Origin of the sequence: Rhodoferax bucti (assembly GCF_005876985.1) — a bacterium.
In the GTDB taxonomy this organism is placed as follows: Bacteria; Pseudomonadota; Gammaproteobacteria; order Burkholderiales; family Burkholderiaceae_C; genus Allorhodoferax; species Allorhodoferax bucti.
In genome coordinates this window covers 682,523-703,129 of record NZ_VAHD01000003.1, presented here as the reverse complement: position 1 = coordinate 703,129, position 20,607 = coordinate 682,523, and the positions used below count along the sequence as shown (strand labels likewise).

Here is a 20,607-nt window from a genome sequence, read left to right as displayed (position 1 = left end):
TCAGGGGACGATGGTGGTGAACAAATACGTGGCCAAGAGCACCAGATGCACCGTGCCCTGTAACACCGTGGTGCGCCCCGTGCTGAGCGAGAGGCTGGAAACAAACAGCGACAAGAGCAGCAGCACGCTGGATTTGATGTCCAGGCCCAGGGTGAGCGTCCAGCCGGTGGCCAGCGACACGATGGCCACCGCCGGAATGGTGAGGCCGATGCTGGCCAGCGCCGAGCCCAGTGCCAGGTTCAGGCTGGTTTGCAGGCGGTTGGCGTGCGCTGCACGAAAGGCGGCCAGGCCTTCGGGCAACAGCACCACCATGGCAATGATGATGCCGACCACCGCTTTCGGCGCCCCCGCATTGGCCACCAAGGTTTCAATGGTGGGTGCCAAGGCCTTGGCGAGCAGCACTACGGCGACCAGACCCAGCAGCAGCAAGCCTGCACTCACGGCTGCCAGCTTGCCGCTGGGCGGGTGGGCATGGGCTTCTTCATCCGCCTTGGCGCCTTTGGGCAAAAAGTAATCCCTGTGACGCACCGCTTGCACCAATACAAAGGTGCCATACAGCACCAGCGACACCACGGCCACAAACGCCAGCTGGCTGGGGCTGTACATGGGGCCGGGAGTGGTGGTGGTGTAGTTGGGCAGCACCAGGGTGAGCACCGCAATGGCGGCCAGTGTGGTGAGGGACGCACTTACCCCGCGCTGGCCGAAAGTCTGCTCGTGGTAACGGCTGCCACCGGCCAGCAGGCAGATGCCCACGATGCCGTTGAGGATCAACATCACCGCTGCAAAGACCGTGTCCCGTGCCAGGGCGGTGGTTTCGGGGCCGCCGGCCAGCATCATGGAGACGATGAGCGCCACCTCAATCACCGTAATGGCCAGCGCCAGCACCAGCGTGCCATAGGGCTCCCCCACCTTGTGGGCCACCACCTCGGCATGGTGCACCGCCGACAGCACGGTACCAATCAGCCCTGCGGCGAGCACCAGCACCCACCAGCCACCTGCCAAGCCGGCCAGGCTGCCGCCCAGCAGACACCAGCCCAACACGGGCCAGGCGACGGACCAAAGCGGGAGCGGGGCGTGCGTGGTGGACATGGCAGTCTTTCTGAACATCGTGTGGGAATGTCTCATTGTCAATAAAACGAGGACAGTTAATCAAGAGCCTGCGTATTTATCTTTGTTTTGTGGGTATTTACAGTGCCTCCATCGCAGCACATTTTTGGAATCCGCCATGACGACATTGACCACGGCCACCCCCGTATCAGCCCTCACCGGCACTCTACCCGCGCTTTTCGTATCCCATGGCGCGCCACTGTTTGCCTTGGAGCCCGGCACCACCGGCCCGGCGTTGGCGGCGTGGGGCGCGACCTTGCCTGACGGGTTGCGCGGCATCGTGATGATGTCGCCCCACTGGATGGCGCGCCGCCCTGCGGTGATGACCAACCCCCAACCCGAAACCTGGCACGATTTCGGCGGCTTTCCCCAAGCACTCTATGCCCTGCAATACCCGGCACCCGGCCACCCGGCCCTGGCCGCCGAAGTGCTGGCGGCTCTGCAGGCTGCCGGTGTCGATGCCGTGGGCGACGAAAACCGCCCGCTGGACCATGGCACCTGGGTGCCGCTGATGCACTTGCTGCCGCAGGCGAATGTGCCCGTGGTGCAACTGGCTTTGCCATTGGGTTACGGCCCGCGTGAGGTGTATGCGCTGGGCCAGGCGCTGGCGGGTTTGCGCCAGCAAGGGGTGTTGTTGGCCGGCTCCGGCAGTATGACGCACAACCTGGCCGAGTTTTTTGGTGGGCACCGCGAGGTGGCGCCCTATGTCACCGAGTTCAGCCGCTGGATTGAGGACCGCCTGGTGGCGGGCGATCTGGAGGCCCTGTTGGACTACCGCAACCAGGCCCCCCATGCCCACCGCGCCCACCCGACAGAAGACCACTTTTTGCCTCTGTTTTTTGCCCTGGGGGCTGCGGGCCCCGACGCCCGCCCGGACTACCTGAGCCGCGAGGTGATGTACAGCATGCTGGCCATGGACAGCTTTACCCTGCAATAACTCTCGGGCTGTTTATAAGCAAAAAGAGCAGCTGGCGCACGTGGATCGTGCGCCAGCTGCTCATCTTTTAGGAGCGTTGGGGGTTTAGAACTTGTAACCGATACCGATGCTGTACACGTTCTCCTTCAGGCTGGAGGTGGTGCCGTTGTTGAAGGTCACATCGCGGAACTGGTTTAGGTCGTAGCCGGCTTGCACGTAGAGGTTTTTGTCCAGCATCTTGCGCACGCCCAGGCCGTAACCCACGCCTTGCACATTGTTGGTGGAGCTGCCGTCGCTGGAGGCAGCGGTACCGTAGATGGACGATATCTTGCCGAACAACTGGTAGTTGTTGGACAGGGCCACGGTTGGCACGATGTCCAGCGAGTAGCGGTTGTTCACCGTGGCGGCCGTGCCGTTGGCGTAGCTGCCGAAGCTGTGGTTGCCGGTGCTGTAGCTGGCGCCCAGGCCGATGGCGAAGTTGGGGGCCAAAGACCAGTCGTAGCGTGCCTGCAGGCCGGCGCTGGTGGTGGCACCGCCATCGGAGCTGCCATCGGTGGCGCTGATGTTGCCGCGCGCAAATTCGGCGTTGGTGCCGATGCTGAAGCCCGACAGATCATTCGCCACCGGGCCCGCCGCGAATGCAGACGTTGCGGCCATTGCGCTGAATACCAAAGAAGACACGAGAAGTTTTTTCATGGATAAGGTTCCGAGTGAAGGGACCTTCATGGTGCGCGGCGGCTGTAAAGCCGGTTTGCGGCTCGTGCAAATATTGGTAAATGTGCGTAAGTGGCCGGTGCTGCCGGGGCCGGGCGGGTCAGGGCCAGTCGCTGGGGGCGCTGCAAGCGCCTACGTGCACGATGCCGGCTCGGCTGTCGTTGGGCACAAATACCTGGGTTTGCGCCGTCTTGGGGTAAATGCTGCCATCGGCACACTGCGCGCTTTGCGTGGTGCCTATCACCAGTTGGCTGCCGGGCCGCACCTGGCAGGCCACCACCTTGTCCAAGGGGCTCCACTCCGGGCAAATGGCGTTGTCCGCCCGGTACTGCGCTTTGGTGCCTGTGGGCGGCTGCAGGGACCACCAGCCACCGAACTGGGTGTAGGGCTTGCTGGCATCAAACGCGCGGTACAGGGTGAGCGGCGCAGTCACCGCCAGCACCTTGGCTTCGCACACGCCGCCTTTGTCGCTGGGGAGTCGGACCATAGCCAGCAGGGCAGGGTTGTCGGAGGGTTGTACGCCTTGTGCAGGCGCCTGCGGGGTGCCGACGCATGCCACGCCGTCCACCCCCACAGACGCACCGGGTGTACTGGCTGGAAAGCCCGCGCAGCCCGTCAGCGCAACGGCAGTGGCTAAAGCAAACAACGCATTTTTGAGCATGACCCCACCCCCCTGAAGTAAACAGGAATTGTGCCTTTCTCCACGCGTGAATGCGCCTCCGGATCAGCACTCCACGATGTTTACCGCCAGCCCGCCACGGGCCGTCTCTTTGTATTTGGTTTTCATGTCCGCGCCGGTTTCGCGCATGGTCTTGATGACCTTGTCCAGGCTCACAAAGTGGCTGCCGTCGCCGCGCAGCGCCATGCGGGCGGCGTTGATGGCTTTGACCGATGCAATCGCGTTGCGCTCGATGCAGGGAATCTGCACCAGCCCGCCCACCGGGTCGCAAGTCAAGCCCAGGTGGTGCTCCATGCCGATCTCGGCGGCGTTTTCCACCTGTGCGGGCGTGCCGCCCATCACCGCGCAAAGGGCAGCTGCGGCCATGCTGCAGGCCACGCCCACTTCGCCCTGGCAGCCCACTTCGGCCCCGCTGATGGAGGCGTTCTCTTTGTAGAGGATGCCGATGGCCGCTGCGGTGAGCAAAAAGTCGATGACGCCTTGGTCATGCGCTCCCGGCACAAAGCGGGTGTAGTAGTGCAGCACAGCGGGGATGATGCCCGCCGCCCCGTTGGTGGGTGCGGTGACTACGCGGCTGCCGGCGGCGTTTTCTTCGTTCACGGCCAATGCGTAGAGGTTCACCCAGTCCAGCACCTGCAGCGGATCTCGCAAGGCCTCCTCGGGTTTGGACACCAGCGCATCACGCAGCGCCTTGGCACGGCGCTTGACCTTGAAGCCGCCCGGCAGCACGCCCTCGGTCGCACAGCCGCGCTTCACGCAGTCTTGCATGACCTGCCAGATGCGTAACAGGCCGGTGTCGATCTCGGTATCGCTGCGCCAGTGCTGCTCGTTGCGGCGCATCACCTGGGCAATACTCAAGCCATGTTGCTTGGTGAGCTTGAGCAAGCCCTCGCCACTGGTAAACGGCAGGGGCAGCACCTTGGCGTCTGGGGCGATCACCTTTTGACGGCTGCCGTCGGCGGCCACTTCGTCACTCACGATAAAGCCGCCGCCCACCGAGTAGTACACCCGGTTGGCCAGCTCTTCGCCCGCGGCATCCAGCGCCACCAGACGCATGCCGTTGGCATGGAAGGGCAGGGGCGCGCGCATGAAGAGCAGGTCTTCTTTCTCGTTGAAGGCAATCGCGTGCTGTCCCGCCAGCTGGATGCTTTTGTTGCCGCGTATGCCGGCCAGCGTGGGGGCAATCTGGTCCACCTCCACCGTGTCCGGCTCCAGGCCGGAGAGGCCCAGCAGCACCGCCACATCGCTGGCGTGGCCCTTGCCGGTGGCGCCCAGCGAGCCATGCAGCCAGCAGCGCACGGTGGCGGTGCGCGCCAGCAGCCCCTCATGCTGCAGGCGGCCTACAAACAGGCGGGCTGCCCGCATGGGCCCCACCGTGTGCGAGCTGCTGGGGCCGATACCGATTTTGAACAGGTCGAACACGGAGACTGCCATGGTGAGGGTTTCCTTCGGTGCGTGAGTGTAAGTATCAGGCGGGCAGCTGCTGGTGCACATGCCCTGCCAACTGGTGGGCGGTGATGGCCGAGAGCGTCCAGCCCAAGTGGCCGTGGCCGGTGTTGTAGAACACGTTGTTGCGCTTGCCTCGGCCGACGCGGGGCATCATGTTCGGCATCATGGGGCGCAGGCCGGCCCAGGGTTCGCAGCGGCGGGTGTTCACACCGGGGAAGAGCTGGTTGACCCAGGCAATCAGCGGGCGGATGCGGTCGGCGCGGATGTCGTAGTCAATGCCGTTGTACTCGGCGGTGCCTGCCACGCGGAAGCGGTCTGCGCCCAAGCGGCTCGTCACCAACTTGGTCTCGTCGTCCAAGAGGCTGACCCAGGGCGCTGCTTGTTGGCTGGCTTCGTCGTTCAGTTGCACGGTGATCGAATAGCCCTTGACCGGATAAATGTTCAGCCGGTCTCCGAGTTGCGCGGCAATGCCACGGCCGTGCACACCGGCGCACACCACCACGCCGTCAAACCGATGGGTCTCGGTGCCGCCCTCGTGTTGCAACTCCAGGGTGGCCACCGTGCCGTCGGTGCTGGCGCTGGCGACCTGGTGGCCGTAAAGCGTGGTTACGCCCAAGCGCGCACAGGCTTGCGACAGGCCATGGGTGAATTTGTGGATGTCGCCGGTGGAATCGCTCTCGGTGTAGTAGCCACCATAGTAGGTTCCTTGCAGGGTGGGCTCGATGGCGCGCATTTCTTCAGGTGTGACGGTGCGGCGCGAGAGGCCGCCCGCGGCCAGCATGGTGGAGACCTTGCCCGCGTGCTCAAAACCTGCCTTGTTGCGGTAGATGTGCAGGATGCCCTTGCGCTGATGGTCGAAGTCAATGCCCTCCGCCTGCGCCCAGGCAAACAGGTGCTCGCGTGCTGCAATGGCCAGGCGGGTGGTGGCTTCGGTGTTCTCGCGGTATTTGGGGATGGAGGCCACAAACTCGGCCATCCAGCTCAGCTTGTGCCAGGTGGGGGCAGGGTTCATGAGCAAGGGCGCGTCCTTGGTGAACATCCACTTGAGGCCCTTCACGAGGGTGCTGGGGTGGGTCCAGACCTCGGCGTTCGAGGCCGAGAGCTGGCCGCCGTTGGCGTAGGACGTTTCCATGCCCGCGTAGCGGTTCTTCTCGATCAGGGTGACCTTGTAGCCGGCCTTGGCCAGGGTGTAGGCGCTGGTGACGCCGGTGATGCCGCCGCCGATGATGGCAATGTGTTTCATAAAGAGCGCTCTCGCAAATCAGTCGCAAACATGGAAGTCGCCCACCCGCACACCATGTGCCGGTGACGACCCCCTCTGTTTGAGACCTGAGAGATTCACCCCCCGCCTTGTGGGCCCGGGGCTTGCTCCTGCGGTGTGCCGGCGGACAAGTGCGCGGCAGCTCTTCAGAGTGCAAAGGGACTTGCGTCCCTGACCGCAGCGGTCCTGGGTGCCTGAGAGTTTCCGGGGTGGTTGCTCCTTCGGCGCTGCTGCCCGGGTGGGCAGCAGGCTCTCCCGCTGCGATGCCGGGGCTAGCCCGGCAAGGGCGGCGGCATGCAATGCACAGCCGCCCTGAAAACCATGGTGAGTGGTGTAAGACTTTCCTTTATGCGCTGGCGTATTCCGCCACCGGCACGCAGCTGCAGAACAGGTTGCGGTCGCCATACACGTTGTCCACCCGGCCCACAGTAGGCCAGTACTTGGCCGCCTTCAGGGTCGCTACCGGGAAGGCACCGACCTCACGGCTGTAAGGGCGGTCCCACGCAGCACCGATCACCGCAGCGGCGGTGTGGGGAGCATGCTTCAAGGGGTTGTTGTCCTGCGGCCAGACACCGGCTTCGACCTGGGCAATTTCGCCACGGATGGCGATCATGGCGTTGATGAAGCGGTCCAGCTCGGCCAGCGTTTCGCTCTCGGTGGGTTCCACCATCAGCGTGTTCGGCACGGGGAAGGACAGCGTGGGTGCGTGGAAGCCATAGTCCATCAGGCGCTTGGCCACGTCTTCGGCCATAACGCCGCAAGTTTCCTTGAAGTGGCGCAAATCCAGGATGCACTCGTGGGCCACATGACCGTTGCTTGATGCGTACAGCGTGGGGTAGTGGTCGGCCAGGCGGGCGCTGATGTAGTTGGCGCTCAGGATGGCCACTTCGGTCGCTTGTTGCAGGCCGTCCGGGCCCATCATGCGGCAGTACATCCAGCTGATGGGCAGCACGGCTGCGTTGCCCAAAGGCGCGGCACTCACCGCGCCCGTGCCGGGCACACCACCCGTGGCATGGCCCGGCAGGTAAGGCACCAGGTCTTCCACCACGCACACGGGGCCCACGCCAGGGCCGCCACCGCCGTGGGGGATGCAGAAGGTCTTGTGCAGGTTCAGGTGGCTGACGTCACCGCCAAACTCACCGGGGGCCGCAGTGCCCACCAGTGCATTCATGTTGGCGCCGTCCACATACACACGGCCGCCGTGCTGGTGCACCAGGGCGCACAGCTCTTTCACGCTGGTTTCAAACACGCCGTGGGTGCTGGGGTAGGTGATCATCACCGCCGCGAGGTTGGCGCTGTGCTGCTCGCACTTGGCTTGCAGGTCGGCCATGTCCACGTTGCCGTTGTCGTCGCACTTGGTGACCACCACCGTCATGCCGACCATCATGGCGCTGGCTGGGTTGGTGCCGTGCGCGCTGCTGGGGATCAGGCAGATGTTGCGGTGGCCCTGGCCACGGGCCTCGTGGTAGGCCTTGATGACCAAGAGGCCGGCGTATTCGCCCTGGCTGCCGGCGTTGGGCTGCAGGCTGATGCCCGCGTAGCCGGTGGCGGCGCACAGCCAGGCGCGCAACTGCGCGTCCAGCTCGGTGTAGCCCTCGCGCTGGTCGGCGGGTGCGAAGGGGTGGATGTTGGCGAACTCGGGCCAGGTGATGGGGATCATCTCGCTGGTGGCGTTGAGCTTCATGGTGCAAGAGCCCAGCGGGATCATGCTGCGGTCCAAGGCCAAGTCTTTGTCGCTCAGCATGCGGATGTAGCGCAGCATGCCGGTCTCGGAGTGGTGGGTGTTGAACACCGGGTGGGTCAAAAAGGCACTGGTGCGGCGCAGGGCTGCGGGGATGAGTGCTTCGGCACCGGCTTCCAAGGCCTCCACGGTAGGCAGGGCTTGGCCCTCGGCCGCAAACAAGCTCCACAGCAGGGCGATATCCGCACGGGTCGTGGTTTCATCCAGAGAAACAGCGATGTACTCTTCAAAGTAAATTCGCAGGTTAGCGCCCATGGCTACTGCGCGAGCAGCTATCGATTTGGTAGCGGCGCCTGTCTTGATGGTGAGGGTGTCAAACGCGGTGTCGCTGGTAGGCGCACGGCCCAGGGCGCGCAGGCCGGTCGCCAGAATGGCGGTGAAGGTGGCCACACGTTGCGCGATGCGGGTCAGGCCGGCAGGGCCGTGGTACACGGCGTACATGCTGGCGACCACGGCAGGCAGCACCTGCGCGGTGCAGATGTTGGAGGTGGCTTTTTCGCGGCGGATGTGTTGCTCGCGGGTTTGCAACGCCAGGCGGTAAGCGGGGTTGCCATGGGTGTCCACACTCACACCCACAATGCGGCCGGGCAGGGAGCGCTTGTACTCGTCGCGGCAGGCCATGTAGGCGGCGTGCGGGCCGCCGTTGCACAGGGGCATGCCAAAGCGCTGGGTGGTGCCGACGACGATGTCGGCATCAAATTCGCCGGGCGGCGTGAGCAGTGTGAGAGCCAGCAGGTCGGCGGCCACGATAAAGGCAGCTTGTTTGCCATGCACAGTGGCCACGTCGGCGCGCAGGTCATCAATGCGGCCGCTGGTAGCGGGGTACTGGGCCAGCACAGCAAAGTAGTCACCGGCCAGCGCGGCTTCCCACTCCGCGGCGGAGTTGGCCAGTTGCACGGTGATGCCTAGGGGCTTGGCGCGGGTCTGGATCACTTCGATGGTTTGCGGGTGGCAGTCGCCCGCCACCACGAAGGTGTTGCTTTTGCTCTTGACCGAGCGCTTGGCCAGCGTCATGGCTTCGGCAGCAGCCGTGGCTTCGTCCAGCATGGAGGCATTGGCCATGGGCATGCCGGTCAGGTCGCACACCATGGTCTGGAAGTTCACCAGTGCCTCCATACGGCCCTGGCTGATCTCGGCCTGGTAGGGCGTGTAGGCGGTGTACCAGGCGGGGTTCTCCAGGATGTTGCGCAGAATCACGCCGGGGGTATGGGTGCCGTAGTAGCCCTGGCCGATGAAGCTCTTGAGCACCTTGTTTTTGCCTGCAACCGCCTTCAGCTCCGCCAGGGCAGCCGCTTCGGTAATCGCTGCAGGGATCGCCATGGCGCTCTTGCGCGCAATGCTGGCGGGCACGATGCTGGCAATCAGGTCGCTGCGCGACTTTTCGCCGATGGCCTGCAGCATGACGGCTTCGTCATCCGCAAAAATGCCGATGTGGCGGGCCTGGAATTCGCTGGCGTTTTCCAGCTGGGCCAAGGAGGGCGTGGAGGTGGTGGCAAAAGTGGACATGGCGGTGGCGTTCGGTGGTGGGCAGAGAAGTCAGGGGCAATTTTTCGACGGGCCGCCCCTAGAAAAATTAGCCCCCTTGGGGGGCAGCGACCCGCGCAGCGGCGGAGCGTGGGGGCTAGCCCGCAGAAAACGCGGTGTAGCTGGTTTCGTCCATCAGGCCTTCGAGTTCGGCCGGGTTGGACAGCTTGACCTTGAAGAACCAGCCGGCGCCCAGCGGGTCGGTGTTGGCCAGCGAAGGGTCGTCGCGCAGGGCTTCGTTGACTTCGGTGATCTCACCGGTGACAGGCATGTACACGTCAGCCGCGGCCTTTACGGATTCGACTACGCCGGCCACGGCCTTGGCATCAATGCTGGCGCCCACGGCGGGCAGATCCACAAACACCACGTCGCCCAGCGCATCTTGCGCGTGGTGGGTGATGCCGACAGTAGCGATATCGCCTTCGACCTTGAGCCATTCGTGATCGGCTGTGTATTTGATTGACATAACGTTCTCCTGAAACTTGAAAAAAGGGTTTGCGGTAAAGGGTTGAACCACCGGAACTGGAACCTGCCAGACGCCACTGTAGCGGCTGAATCTGCAGTTTTCAGTCCCAAGGTGCCCCGGAATCAACCGCGGTAGTAGTTCGTGGGCACAAAGGGCATGGCGCTTACCACCATGGGCACCGGCTTGCCGCGCACGATAGCCACCACTTGGGTGCCCAAAGCCGCCAGCGATGCGTCGATGTAGCCCATGGCCACGCACTGGTTGATGGTGGGGCCGAGCAGACCGCTGGTGACTTCGCCGATGCGGTTGCCCGCGCCGTCTTGCAGCTCGGTGTGCTCGCGCACCGGAATGCGCTCCTGCGCAATCAGGCCCACCCGTTTTTTGGTACCTTTTGTGCCGCTAGCGCCCGTGGAATCTGCGAGAGCAGCTAGGATTTTTGTAGCGCCGGGGAAACCGCCCGCACGCGCACCACCGGTGCGGCGCACCTTCTGGATGGCCCAGTTCAGGCTGGCTTCGACCGGCGTGGTGCTGGTGTCAATGTCGTTGCCGTACAGGCACAGTCCCGCTTCCAGGCGCAAGGAATTGCGGGCGCCCAGGCCAATGGGCTGCACTTCGGGTTGGGCTAACAGGGCGCGGGCCAGGGCCTCGGCGTGGTCGTTGTGGACCGAGATCTCAAAACCGTCTTCGCCGGTGTAACCGCTGCGGGTGAGGAACACGTCAATCTTTTGCGTGCCCGTATCTACGGTGAAGTCCCCACCCGTCATGAACACCAGCTTTTCCACGCCGGGCGCCAGGCGGGCCAGCGCCGTTACCGCCTGGGGGCCTTGCAGGGCCAGCAGCGCGTAGTCGGGCAGGGGGGTGACCTGGCAGTGGCTGCCGATCTGGGCTTGGATGTGGGCAATATCCCCCGCCTTGCAGGCGCCGTTGACGATGACAAAAAGCTCGTTCTGCGTCTTTTTGAAGAACATCAGGTCATCGATGATGGTGCCCTCGATGGTGAGCAGCAGGCCGTAACGCTGCTTGCCCACGGGCAGGTCGATCACGTCTACCGGCATCAGGCTCTCGAAGGCCGCGCAGGCGTCCGGGCCGCTTAGGCGCAGCTGGCCCATGTGCGACACGTCAAACAGGCCGGCGGCCTTGCGGGTGTGGTGGTGTTCGGCCATCAGGCCTGCGGGGTACTGCACGGGCATGGAGTAGCCGGCAAACGGCACCATGCGGGCGCCCAGTTCGATGTGCAGGGCGTTGAGCGGGGTGGTCAACAAAGAGGCGTCAGAAGCGGACATGGCGGCGATCCAAACAGGGCCCGGCGCCAGGCGCCGGAGGGGCAATCGAATCCCGGACGCACGCCTGCTGGCGCCCATCCGGTGCTGCCCCCGCTGTCCGCTTTACCTGAGAGATTCGCCGGGCCTGCGTGCACCCGGCGGTTAGCCAGTGCGCAGACTGCGGGTTGCTCCTTCGGTGGTTGGCAGGCCGCCGTGATTGCGGTGCCAACTCTCTCCAGTGGGGTGTTGCCGGAGGCGCAAGCGCTGCCGGCGGTTGTCAGTCCTTTTGCCTGAGCGTTCAGACCGCTGCAATCAGCCGTCCTGCGCCTTCGGCGGCCCAGTGTGTGGGGCTCTCTCCTGACAGCTGCGGATTCTAAACCAGCCATGGTGCCCGCGGCGCATTGGTTACCATGACGGCTGGCATTTGCCGATTCTTACCTTCTTTTGCATGCTCCACTTTGTACGGCTGGTGCTGATCAGCATCCAGTTCCTGTTGGCCTCGATGGTCAATCTTCTGATTTGTTTTGCCCGTCCGTTCAACCCGGACAACTCGCGGCTTTGCGGGTGGATGTTTTCGGCGCCGGCCTTGAAGCTGCTGGGTCTGAAAATGCGCTTGGAGACGGCGGATTTTCAATCGCTGCCTAACCCGTTTGTGGTGGTGGCCAATCACCAGTCCAACTGGGATTTGTTTGTGTTGGGCTCCGCTGTGCCCCGGCGCACCGTGTCGCTGGGCAAGAAGAGCTTGAAGTGGATTCCTTTTTTCGGCCAGATTTACTGGTTGGCCGGCAACATCCTGATCGACCGGGGCAATGCGGTCAAAGCCAAGGCGGCCATGCTGCACACCACCGCGGTGATGCAGGAGCAGGACACGTCGATCTGGGTGTTTGCCGAAGGTACGCGCAATCTCGGGCGAGGCCTGCTGCCTTTCAAGAAAGGGGCCTTCCAGATGGCGATCAACGCCGGCGTGCCCATCGTGCCGTTGTGTTGCAGCAGCTACAAAAGCACCATGAACCTCAACCGTTGGCGTAGCGGCAACATCATCGTCAAGACATTGGCACCCATTCCCACCGCCGGGTTAACGCTGGACGACATGCCCGCCCTGATGGAGCAGTGCCGGACGCAGATGGTGGCGTGCATTGCGGAGCTGGATGCCCGGGCCCAAGCCTGACCGGCGCCATACCCGATAAAAAAGGAGGCCTGGGCCTCCTTTTTTTTGTGACGCAATGCGGTTACATGCCCGCGTAGTTGGGCCCGCCGCCGCCTTCGGGTGTGACCCAGACGATGTTTTGCGTGGGGTCCTTGATGTCACAGGTTTTGCAATGCACGCAGTTCTGGGCATTGATCTGCAGGCGGTCGCTGTTGTCTTCGTTTTTGACGAATTCATACACACCGGCAGGGCAGTAGCGGGCTTCTGGGCCGGCGTACTTGGCGAGGTTGATGCTGACCGGCACCGACGCGTCCTTCAGCGTCAGATGAGCCGGTTGCTGCTCTTCGTGGTTGGTGTTGCTGATGAACACGCTACTCAGCCGGTCAAAGGTCAGCTTGCCATCGGGCTTGGGGTAGACGATGGGTTTGCATTCGGCAGCGGGCTTCAGGTATGCATGGTCAGGCTTGTCGCGGCGCAGGGTCCAGGGGATGTGGCCGCGCAGCACAAATTGCTCAAACCCGTTCATCAACGTGCCAACGGTGAGGCCGTATTTGAACCAGTTTTTGAAGTTACGGTCCTTGTTCAGCTCGGTGTGCAGCCAGCTCTTGTCGAATGCGTCGGGGTAGGCGCTCAGCTCATCGTGCTGGCGACCGGCCACCACCGCGTTATACGCGGCTTCTGCGGCGAGCATGCCCGTCTTGATCGCCGCGTGGCTGCCTTTGATGCGGCTCACATTCAGGTAGCCCGCGTTGCAACCGACCAGGCAGCCGCCAGGGAATACGGTTTTAGGCAAGGCGTTGATGCCGCTGGCATTGATGGCGCGGGCGCCGTAGGACAGGCGCTTGGCGGTGACTTCACCCTTGTCGTTTTCAAAGTAGTAACGCACGTTGGGATGGGTTTTCCAGCGCTGGAACTCTTCAAACGGGCTCAGGTAGGGGTTGGAGTAACCCAGGCCGGTGACGAAGCCGAGTGCCACCTTGTTCCCCTCCAGGTGGTACAAAAAGGCACCGCCGTAGGTGTCCGACTCCATGGGCCAACCGGCGGTGTGCATCACAAAGCCGGGCTTGTGGCGGTTGGGGTCGATTTCCCACAATTCCTTGATGCCGATGCCGAAGCTTTGCGGGTCGCGGCCCTCATCCAGTTGGTACTTGGCGATGAGCTGTTTGCCCAGGTGGCCGCGGGCGCCCTCAGCAAATACGGTGTATTTGCCCAGCAACTCCATGCCGAGCTGAAAGCTCTCCATGGGTTCACCGTCTTTACCTACACCCATGTTGCCGGTGGCCACACCTCGGACCGCAGGTACGCCCCCGTTTTCAGAACCATCTGTGTAAAGCACTTCCGCCGCCGTAAAGCCGGGGAATATTTCCACACCCAGGGCCTCCGCTTGCTCGGCCAGCCATTTGGTGACTGCGCCCAGGCTGATGATGTAGTTGCCCTCGTTGTGCGCGAAAGGAGGCAGCAAGGGGTTGGGTACACGGAAGCCGGATTTTTCGCTCAAGAAGATGTAGGCATCGTCCGTGACGGCTTGGTTCAGCGGGGCGCCGAGCGCCTTCCAGTCGGGAATCAGTTCGGTCAGCGCCTTGGGGTCCATGATGGCGCCCGAGAGGATGTGGGCACCGGGCTCCGAGCCTTTTTCCAGAACCACCACAGAAATGTCGGTGCCTTTTTCAGCTGCCAGTTGTTTGAGGCGGATGGCCGTGGCCAAGCCACCGGGGCCGCCGCCAACGACGACCACGTCGTATTCCATGGATTCACGGGGGCCGAATTGAGCCAGTATTTCCTGGTTTGTCATGGGGAGTCTCGCTTAATAATGGGTGGTCTTCTTGTCAGCGTTCGCGCGCTGGAGCGCACGCGACCGGCAGCAGATTTTATTCGCTGATTTTTCAAAAAAGAACGACCGTTCTTTTTTAATTTGTGGAGGCACTCTAAATGGCTTACAGCATCGATCTTTCGGGGCGCATTGCTTTCATTACCGGTGCTTCCGGCGGGCTGGGCGCGCAGTTTGCCCGCACCTTGTCGGCCGCCGGGGCTGCGGTGGTGTTGGCCAGCCGCCGCATCGACAAGCTCAAAGATTTGCGCGCTGAAATTGAGGGCAAAGGGGGCGATGCCCATGTGATTGAGCTCGATGTGACAGACCACGACTCCATCAAATCGGCAGTGGCACACGCCGAAACGGAGGTCGGCTCCATCGACATCCTGATTAACAACTCCGGTGTCAGTACCACGCAGCGTTTGCAAGACGTGAGCCCGGAGGACTACGACTTCATGTTCAACACCAATGTCAAAGGCGCGTTTTTTGTGGCACAAGAGGTGGGCAAGCGGATGCTGGCCCGCGCCAAAGGTGCTGCGCCGGGCAGCTATACCGGCGGGCGCATCATCAACATCGCGTCCATGGCGGGCTTGCGGGTGCTGCCTCAGATCGGCGTGTATTGCATGAGCAAGGCTGCCGTGATCCAGATGACCAAGGCGCAAGCCTTGGAGTGGGGCAAGTTCGGCATCAACGTGAATGCTTTGTGCCCCGGCTATATCGATACCGAAATCAACCACCACCACTGGCAGACCGAAGGCGGGCAGAAGCTGGTGCAAATGCTGCCCCGTAAGCGCATCGGGCATCCTGCAGATCTCGATGCCATGCTCGTCACACTGTGCTCTGACCAGAGCTACTTCATCAATGGCGCCGTGATTGCGGCGGACGATGGGTTTGCCATTTGAACGCCGCTTAACAATTCGGAATAAGCCGATTTTGTGTGCTGATGTTTTGCACCGCTGCATTGACGCTGCGGCGCAAAACATGTTTGTGATTTATTTCGGTGCGAGGCGGATTGCGCCGTCCAAGCGAATCACTTCGCCATTGAGCATGTCATTCTCAAAAATGTGCACCGCCAGCTTGGCGTAGTCCTGCGGAGTGCCCAGGCGGGACGGGAACGGAACGCCCGCGGCCAAGGCGTCTTGCACTTCCTGTGGCATGCTGAACAGCATGGGGGTGCCGAAGATGCCGGGGGCGATGGTCATGTTGCGGATTCCGTTGCGAGCCAAATCGCGTGCGATGGGCAGCGTCATGCCAACCACGCCGCCTTTGGATGCGCTGTAGGCCGCTTGCCCGATCTGTCCGTCGTAGGCGGCCACCGAAGCGGTGGAAATCATGACGCCACGTTCGCCGGTGGACTCTGGTTCGTTCTTGCTCATCGCGTCTGCGGCCAGGCGGATCATGTTGAAGCTGCCGATCAGGTTGACCGTGATGGTTTTGCTGAAAGATGCGAGTGCGTGCGCTCCGTTTTTGCCGACTGTTTTTTCGGCTGGCGCAATGCCTGCGCAATTGACCAGGCCCATCAGTTTGCCCATGGAAACCGCTTGTGCAACAACGGCTTGGCCGTCGGCTTCATTGCTCACATCGCACTTCACGAAAGCGCCGCCCAACTCTTTGGCAATCGCTGCGCCTTTTTCTGCTTGCATATCCGCAATAACGACCTTGCCGCCCTTGGCGGTGAGCATGCGGGCAGTGCCTTCGCCCAGGCCGGATGCGCCTCCTGTGACGATGAAAACTTTTCCTGCGATTTCCATGAAAAACTCCTTGTTAAAAGTGGGGAAGTTACGTTTACGTAAACGTCAATTATGACGCGTTGCGACTCGACCTTTTGCGGGTCTTTTTGGTCGTTTTCTCCGGAAGGCTGTTTTTATGCTGCTATACTTCGGCCTCTCGGATAAATGTAGGCGCATAGCTCAGCTGGTTAGAGCACCACCTTGACATGGTGGGGGTCGTTGGTTCGAGTCCAATTGCGCCTACCACATTTCTCCGGATGTCTCTTGCAGCTAGGGTAATCCTAGGTCAGCATCAGCCGGTCTCTCTCTAGAATGTGCTGCAGTGCAACACTTACTTGGCTCCCACATTTCGTGCTGAGCGATCGCAATGCAAAAAACCTCCTCCAAAGAATCCAAAAACGCTCAGCGGGTTATCAAAAAGTACCCGAACCGTCGCCTCTACGACACGGATACGTCCACCTATATCACATTGGCTGAAATCAAGCAGTTGGTGATGGATAGTGAGTCGTTTGCGGTGGTGGATGCCAAAACGGGTGAAGACCTGACGCGCAGCATTCTGTTGCAGATAATTTTGGAAGAGGAAGCCAATGGCTCTCCCATGTTCACCACGCCGGTGCTCTCCAGCATCATTCGTTTTTACGGGCATGCCATGCAGGGCATGATGGGCGGCTACTTGGAAAAGAACATGCAAGCCCTGATGGAGATGCAGGCTCCCATGGTCCACGGGGTCATGGGCAACAATATGTTCCAGCAAATGCAGGAACAGATGCAAAAACAAACCGAGCAATTCCTCGGCACTTTTGGCCTTAAGCGTTAATCGCAAGGGCGTGTGTCTGGGGAGAGGGCTCCGGAACTTCTCACTATGACTGATATTTTGACCCCCACCCAGACAGCGCAAGCTGCCCCTAAAGTTGGTTTCGTGAGCCTGGGTTGTCCCAAGGCGCTGACCGACTCTGAACTCATCTTGACCCAGCTCAGCGCAGAGGGTTACCAAACATCCAAAACCTTCCAAGGTGCGGATCTGGTGATCGTGAATACCTGCGGATTTATCGATGATGCTGTTAAAGAAAGCTTGGACACCATTGGTGAGGCGCTGGCTGAAAACGGGCGCGTGATCGTGACAGGTTGCCTGGGTGCAAAGACCACCGATGGCGGAGAGAACATGGTGCGTCAGATGCACCCCAAGGTGCTGGCGGTGACTGGCCCACATGCGACCCAAGAGGTGATGGATGCGGTGCACTTGAATTTGCCCAAGCCGCATGACCCATTTCTGGATTTGGTTCCTCAATCCTTTGGGGTGGCCGGTGTCAAGTTGACGCCACGGCATTACGCGTATTTAAAGATCAGCGAGGGTTGCAACCACCGCTGCACCTTCTGCATCATCCCCAGCATGCGCGGCGACTTGGTGTCCCGCCCCATTGGGGATGTGCTGAGCGAAGCTCGTGCATTGTTTGAAGGCGGCGTGAAAGAGCTGTTGGTCATCAGCCAAGACACATCGGCTTACGGTGTGGATGTGAAGTACCGCACCGGGTTCTGGGACGGCAAGCCGGTCAAGACCCGCATGCTCGAGCTGGTGCAAGCCTTGGGTGACATTGCCGAACCCTATGGCGCTTGGGTTCGTTTGCACTATGTGTATCCATACCCGAGCGTGGATGAGATTGTTCCCTTGATGGCAACAGGCCGTGTGCTGCCGTACTTGGACGTTCCTTTGCAACACAGCCATCCCGATGTGCTGCGTCGCATGAAGCGCCCTGCCAGTGGTGAAAAAAATCTGGAGCGTTTGCAGCAATGGCGTGAAGCATGCCCGGAGTTGGTGGTGCGTAGCACGTTCATTGCGGGCTTTCCCGGTGAAACGGAAGAAGAGTTCGAGCACTTGCTCGACTTTGTGCGTGAAGCTCAGATCGACCGTGCGGGTTGCTTCGCCTACAGCGCAGTGAATGGTGCGACTGCCAACGACTTGCCAGGCATGTTGCCGATTGAGTTGCGTGAGGAGCGCCGCGCCCGATTCATGCAAGTGGCCGAAGAAGTATCTGCTGCTCGCTTACAGCGACGCGTCGGCTCTGTGATGCAAGTGTTGGTGGATTCTGCTCCGGCTTTAGGGCGCAAGGGCGGGGTGGGACGCAGCTATGCGGACGCCCCTGAAATTGATGGCGTGGTGCGACTATTGCCACCCGAAAAAATCAGCAAAACACTGAAGGTGGGTGAGTTCACTAAAGCGCGCATTGTGAGTGCCCAAGGCCACGATCTGGTTGCACTCCCCATCTGATATTTAGGCCACTGACCGATGCATCAAACGGTCAGTGGCACGAATCACACAGGCAAAAAAAAGCCGCTGTTTTCACAGCGGCTTTTCATTATCTACATTACCATTGTTGGTGCCCAGAAGAGGACTCGAACCTCCACGATGTTACTCGCTAGTACCTGAAACTAGTGCGTCTACCAATTCCGCCATCTGGGCATCTCAGGAAAGAGAGAAGTATATCAAACATTTAGCCCCAAACAGCAGTTTGCTGGAAGAAGTTGAAGGAATTGTGCAGGGACATCGGGATGGGCACGGTTTCGTGTCCCGCGATGACGGTGCTCCCGACATTTACCTGCCCCCCAATGAAATGCGGGCGGTGCTGCACAAAGACCACGTCAAGGTCCGTATCGTGCGCAGCGATCGCAAAGGCCGCCCCGAAGGTCGTGTGGTGGAAATCACTGAGCGCTCTAAGCAGCCCATCATCGGCAGGTTGCTGCAAGAGAGTGGTGTGTGGTTGGTGGCGCCAGAGGACAAGCGCTATGGCCAGGATGTGCTGATTCCGAAAGGTGCCACCAGTGTGGCCAAACCCGGGCAAGTTGTCGTGGTGGAGTTGATTGAGCCTCCTGCATTGTTTGGACAGCCGGTAGGCCGTATCAAAGAAGTGCTGGGTGAGGTGGATGACCCGGGCATGGAGATTGAAATTGCGGTGCGCAAATACAGCGTGCCACATGAATTTTCGGATGCCTGCGTAGCCCTAGCGCGGACCCTGCCGGACAAGGTTCGACCCCAAGACAAGCTGCACCGTATTGACCTCACCGACGTGCCGCTGGTGACTATTGACGGCGAAGATGCCCGTGACTTTGACGATGCTGTCTACTGCGAACCCGCCAGCAAAGGGCGAGGTAAGACGGCACTGAAAGGGTGGCGCTTGCTGGTCGCCATTGCGGATGTCAGTCACTATGTCGAGACCGGCAATGCGATTGACATTGACGCGTATGACCGCGCGACCAGTGTTTACTTTCCGCGTCGGGTGATTCCGATGTTGCCGGAAAAACTCTCTAACGGTTTGTGCTCGCTCAATCCGGAGGTGGAACGCCTGTGCATGGTCTGCGACATGTTTGTGACCGAAGATGGTGAGGTCGATGCCTACCAGTTTTACCCTGCGGTCATGTGGAGCCATGCCCGTTTTACCTACACGGAAGTGGCGGCAATTCTGGGCAACACGCGTGGCCCTGAAGCCAGCAAGCGCAAGGAGCGTGTGCAGGATCTGTTGAATTTGCATGGGGTGTACCAGGCACTGCTCAAGTCCCGCCACAAACGGGGTGCTGTAGATTTCGAGACCACCGAAACGCAGATCGTGTGTGATGAAAACGGACGCATTGAAAAGATCGTGCCGCGCACCCGCAACACCGCGCACCGTCTGATTGAAGAGGCCATGCTGGCGGCGAACGTCTGCAGCGCGGATTTCATTGCCCAGAACAAGCATCAAGGCCTGTTCCGCGTGCATGAAGGCCCTACGCCCGAAAAACAGGAGATGCTGCGGAACTACTTGAAAGCCAGTGGCATAGGCATGAGCATCAGCGACAAGCCGGCGCCCGGTGAGTTCCAGGCCATCGCCGAAGCTACCAAAGACCGCCCGGATGCGCAGCAGATTCATTCCATGCTGTTGCGCTCCATGTCGCAGGCGATTTACACCCCGGTGAACAGCGGGCACTTTGGCTTGGCGTTTGATGCCTATACCCACTTCACCAGCCCTATCCGCCGTTATCCCGATTTGCTGGTGCATCGCGTCATCAAGGCCATTCTGGCTAAAAGCAAATACCAGCTTCCTGCGCTGCCCACGCCGGGCGAGGCACATGCCAAGCTTGCCCGCCGGTTGGAGAAAAATCTGGCCTCCCGCGTGGCCAATCCGGAGACAAAACCCAAGAAGCTCAATGCCGAGGGCACGGCTTGGCAAGCAGCAGGCCTGCACTGCAGCGCCAACGAACGCCGCGCTGACGAGGCCAGCCGCGATGTGGAGGCTTGGCTCAAGTGCAAGTACATGCGCGAGCATTTGGGGGAAGAGTACTCCGGCGTGGTGTCGTCTGCGACCACGTTCGGCTTGTTCGTGACGCTGGATGCCATGTACGTGGAGGGCTTGGTTCACATCACCGAGCTTGGCGGTGAATACTTCCGGTTCGATGAAGCTCGGCAGGAACTTCGTGGTGAGCGCACCGGCATTCGTTACGCGATCGGTACCCGGGTCCGCATTCAGGTAAGCCGCGTTGATTTGGACGGCCGCAAGATCGATTTCCGCTTGGTGCAGGAAGGCGGCAGCGCGGTCCCTAAACTGCCGCCCGAAAAGGGCGCTGGCCGGGAAGCGAAGTCCAGTCGCGGGGACTACGCCAACCGGGCTGAGCCGGAGTCAGCCAGCGGCGCGCCGTTCAAAGGCAAGGCGCGGCAGCAGCGCGGTTCGGCCAGCTCGGCGCGCAGCGGTCGCGCTGAAAAGCCGAGCCCCTCCGCTAAAAAGACTGCGAAAAAAAGACGCTGACCCAGAGTTTTTTTGCTATAAAAAGAATA

General features: G+C 61.3%; 16 protein-coding genes, 2 tRNA genes and 4 riboswitches. Of the genes, 7 read left to right on the top strand and 11 right to left on the bottom strand.

The window, feature by feature from the left end; translation table 11 throughout:
* Positions 1–1,089 carry a calcium:cation antiporter gene (locus FDM28_RS14285; RefSeq protein ID WP_138516185.1) on the bottom strand — a complete coding sequence of 363 codons (1,089 nt, stop codon included), beginning with the start codon at positions 1,087–1,089 and terminating at the stop codon, positions 1–3.
* A gap of 136 nt (positions 1,090–1,225) precedes the next feature.
* Between FDM28_RS14285 and FDM28_RS14280 the strand changes: the two genes are divergently transcribed.
* On the top strand, positions 1,226–2,044 hold the full coding sequence (locus FDM28_RS14280; RefSeq protein ID WP_138516183.1) for a DODA-type extradiol aromatic ring-opening family dioxygenase: 819 nt from the start codon (positions 1,226–1,228) through the stop codon (positions 2,042–2,044).
* Between the two features lie 84 nt (positions 2,045–2,128).
* Here the strand turns inward: FDM28_RS14280 and FDM28_RS14275 are convergent, their stop codons facing one another.
* From FDM28_RS14275 to gcvT, 7 genes are all read right to left on the bottom strand, one after another.
* Complete coding sequence (locus FDM28_RS14275; RefSeq protein ID WP_170211769.1) at positions 2,129–2,719, bottom strand: outer membrane protein; 591 nt, start codon at positions 2,717–2,719, stop codon at positions 2,129–2,131.
* Between the two features lie 118 nt (positions 2,720–2,837).
* Positions 2,838–3,398 (bottom strand): hypothetical protein, encoded by a 561-nt coding sequence (locus FDM28_RS14270; protein ID WP_138516179.1) that lies wholly within the window; start codon positions 3,396–3,398, stop codon positions 2,838–2,840.
* Between the two features lie 63 nt (positions 3,399–3,461).
* Positions 3,462–4,850: an L-serine ammonia-lyase gene (locus tag FDM28_RS14265; protein ID WP_138516177.1), complete on the bottom strand. Its 1,389-nt coding sequence runs from the start codon at positions 4,848–4,850 to the stop codon at positions 3,462–3,464.
* Positions 4,851–4,884: 34 nt separating this feature from the next.
* Complete coding sequence (locus tag FDM28_RS14260; protein WP_138516175.1) at positions 4,885–6,108, bottom strand: D-amino acid dehydrogenase; 1,224 nt, start codon at positions 6,106–6,108, stop codon at positions 4,885–4,887.
* 65 nt (positions 6,109–6,173) lie between these two features.
* Positions 6,174–6,286: riboswitch (glycine riboswitch) on the bottom strand.
* A gap of 11 nt (positions 6,287–6,297) precedes the next feature.
* Positions 6,298–6,394, bottom strand: a riboswitch (glycine riboswitch).
* A 78-nt stretch (positions 6,395–6,472) separates the two neighbouring features.
* Entirely contained in the window at positions 6,473–9,373 is a 2,901-nt protein-coding gene (gcvP, locus tag FDM28_RS14255) for an aminomethyl-transferring glycine dehydrogenase (RefSeq protein ID WP_138516173.1), read from the bottom strand.
* Between the two features lie 115 nt (positions 9,374–9,488).
* Positions 9,489–9,857, bottom strand: coding sequence for a glycine cleavage system protein GcvH (gene gcvH, locus FDM28_RS14250; protein WP_138516171.1), 369 nt, complete (start codon positions 9,855–9,857; stop codon positions 9,489–9,491).
* Between the two features lie 122 nt (positions 9,858–9,979).
* Positions 9,980–11,140 (bottom strand): glycine cleavage system aminomethyltransferase GcvT, encoded by a 1,161-nt coding sequence (gcvT, locus tag FDM28_RS14245; protein ID WP_138516169.1) that lies wholly within the window; start codon positions 11,138–11,140, stop codon positions 9,980–9,982.
* A gap of 83 nt (positions 11,141–11,223) precedes the next feature.
* Positions 11,224–11,368, bottom strand: a riboswitch (glycine riboswitch).
* A gap of 19 nt (positions 11,369–11,387) precedes the next feature.
* Positions 11,388–11,489, bottom strand: a riboswitch (glycine riboswitch).
* A 78-nt stretch (positions 11,490–11,567) separates the two neighbouring features.
* Here gcvT and FDM28_RS14240 point away from each other — a divergent pair.
* On the top strand, positions 11,568–12,287 hold the full coding sequence (locus FDM28_RS14240; protein ID WP_138516167.1) for a 1-acylglycerol-3-phosphate O-acyltransferase: 720 nt from the start codon (positions 11,568–11,570) through the stop codon (positions 12,285–12,287).
* A gap of 61 nt (positions 12,288–12,348) precedes the next feature.
* Here the strand turns inward: FDM28_RS14240 and FDM28_RS14235 are convergent, their stop codons facing one another.
* Complete coding sequence (locus tag FDM28_RS14235) at positions 12,349–14,058, bottom strand: electron transfer flavoprotein-ubiquinone oxidoreductase (RefSeq protein ID WP_138516165.1); 1,710 nt, start codon at positions 14,056–14,058, stop codon at positions 12,349–12,351.
* Positions 14,059–14,195: 137 nt separating this feature from the next.
* Between FDM28_RS14235 and FDM28_RS14230 the strand changes: the two genes are divergently transcribed.
* The gene (locus tag FDM28_RS14230) at positions 14,196–14,978 is read left to right on the top strand and encodes an SDR family oxidoreductase (RefSeq protein ID WP_138516163.1); all 783 of its coding nucleotides are present in this window, start codon (positions 14,196–14,198) and stop codon (positions 14,976–14,978) included.
* A gap of 90 nt (positions 14,979–15,068) precedes the next feature.
* On the opposite strand, the gene FDM28_RS14225 is transcribed toward FDM28_RS14230, so the two are convergent.
* Positions 15,069–15,827, bottom strand: a complete 759-nt coding sequence (locus FDM28_RS14225) for a 3-hydroxyacyl-CoA dehydrogenase (protein WP_138516161.1) — start codon at positions 15,825–15,827, stop codon at positions 15,069–15,071.
* Positions 15,828–15,975: 148 nt separating this feature from the next.
* Here FDM28_RS14225 and FDM28_RS14220 point away from each other — a divergent pair.
* The 3 genes from FDM28_RS14220 to rimO all read left to right on the top strand — a co-directional run bounded on the left by FDM28_RS14220 (position 15,976) and on the right by rimO (position 18,072).
* Positions 15,976–16,052: transfer RNA gene (locus FDM28_RS14220), tRNA-Val, on the top strand.
* 121 nt (positions 16,053–16,173) lie between these two features.
* Entirely contained in the window at positions 16,174–16,623 is a 450-nt protein-coding gene (phaR, locus tag FDM28_RS14215) for a polyhydroxyalkanoate synthesis repressor PhaR (protein WP_138516159.1), read from the top strand.
* A gap of 45 nt (positions 16,624–16,668) precedes the next feature.
* Complete coding sequence (gene rimO, locus FDM28_RS14210; RefSeq protein WP_138516157.1) at positions 16,669–18,072, top strand: 30S ribosomal protein S12 methylthiotransferase RimO; 1,404 nt, start codon at positions 16,669–16,671, stop codon at positions 18,070–18,072.
* Between the two features lie 107 nt (positions 18,073–18,179).
* Here the strand turns inward: rimO and FDM28_RS14205 are convergent.
* Positions 18,180–18,264, bottom strand: a tRNA-Leu gene (locus FDM28_RS14205).
* Positions 18,265–18,313: 49 nt separating this feature from the next.
* Here FDM28_RS14205 and rnr point away from each other — a divergent pair.
* A complete protein-coding gene (gene rnr, locus FDM28_RS14200) occupies positions 18,314–20,578 on the top strand; it encodes a ribonuclease R (RefSeq protein WP_138516155.1) in 2,265 nt (754 codons plus the stop codon).
* Positions 20,579–20,607: the final 29 nt, after the last annotated feature.

Bases quoted from the DNA above. Each gene is read 5' to 3' on its own strand.
- FDM28_RS14285 (WP_138516185.1), bottom strand. From the start codon at position 1,089: ATGTCCACCACGCACGCCCCGCTCCCGCTTTGGTCCGTCGCCTGGCCC.
- FDM28_RS14280 (WP_138516183.1), top strand. From the start codon at position 1,226: ATGACGACATTGACCACGGCCACCCCCGTATCAGCCCTCACCGGCACT.
- FDM28_RS14275 (WP_170211769.1), bottom strand. From the start codon at position 2,719: ATGAAAAAACTTCTCGTGTCTTCTTTGGTATTCAGCGCAATGGCCGCA.
- FDM28_RS14270 (WP_138516179.1), bottom strand. From the start codon at position 3,398: ATGCTCAAAAATGCGTTGTTTGCTTTAGCCACTGCCGTTGCGCTGACG.
- FDM28_RS14265 (WP_138516177.1), bottom strand. From the start codon at position 4,850: ATGGCAGTCTCCGTGTTCGACCTGTTCAAAATCGGTATCGGCCCCAGC.
- FDM28_RS14260 (WP_138516175.1), bottom strand. From the start codon at position 6,108: ATGAAACACATTGCCATCATCGGCGGCGGCATCACCGGCGTCACCAGC.
- gcvP (WP_138516173.1), bottom strand. From the start codon at position 9,373: ATGTCCACTTTTGCCACCACCTCCACGCCCTCCTTGGCCCAGCTGGAA.
- gcvH (WP_138516171.1), bottom strand. From the start codon at position 9,857: ATGTCAATCAAATACACAGCCGATCACGAATGGCTCAAGGTCGAAGGC.
- gcvT (WP_138516169.1), bottom strand. From the start codon at position 11,140: ATGTCCGCTTCTGACGCCTCTTTGTTGACCACCCCGCTCAACGCCCTG.
- FDM28_RS14240 (WP_138516167.1), top strand. From the start codon at position 11,568: ATGCTCCACTTTGTACGGCTGGTGCTGATCAGCATCCAGTTCCTGTTG.
- FDM28_RS14235 (WP_138516165.1), bottom strand. From the start codon at position 14,058: ATGACAAACCAGGAAATACTGGCTCAATTCGGCCCCCGTGAATCCATG.
- FDM28_RS14230 (WP_138516163.1), top strand. From the start codon at position 14,196: ATGGCTTACAGCATCGATCTTTCGGGGCGCATTGCTTTCATTACCGGT.
- FDM28_RS14225 (WP_138516161.1), bottom strand. From the start codon at position 15,827: ATGGAAATCGCAGGAAAAGTTTTCATCGTCACAGGAGGCGCATCCGGC.
- phaR (WP_138516159.1), top strand. From the start codon at position 16,174: ATGCAAAAAACCTCCTCCAAAGAATCCAAAAACGCTCAGCGGGTTATC.
- rimO (WP_138516157.1), top strand. From the start codon at position 16,669: ATGACTGATATTTTGACCCCCACCCAGACAGCGCAAGCTGCCCCTAAA.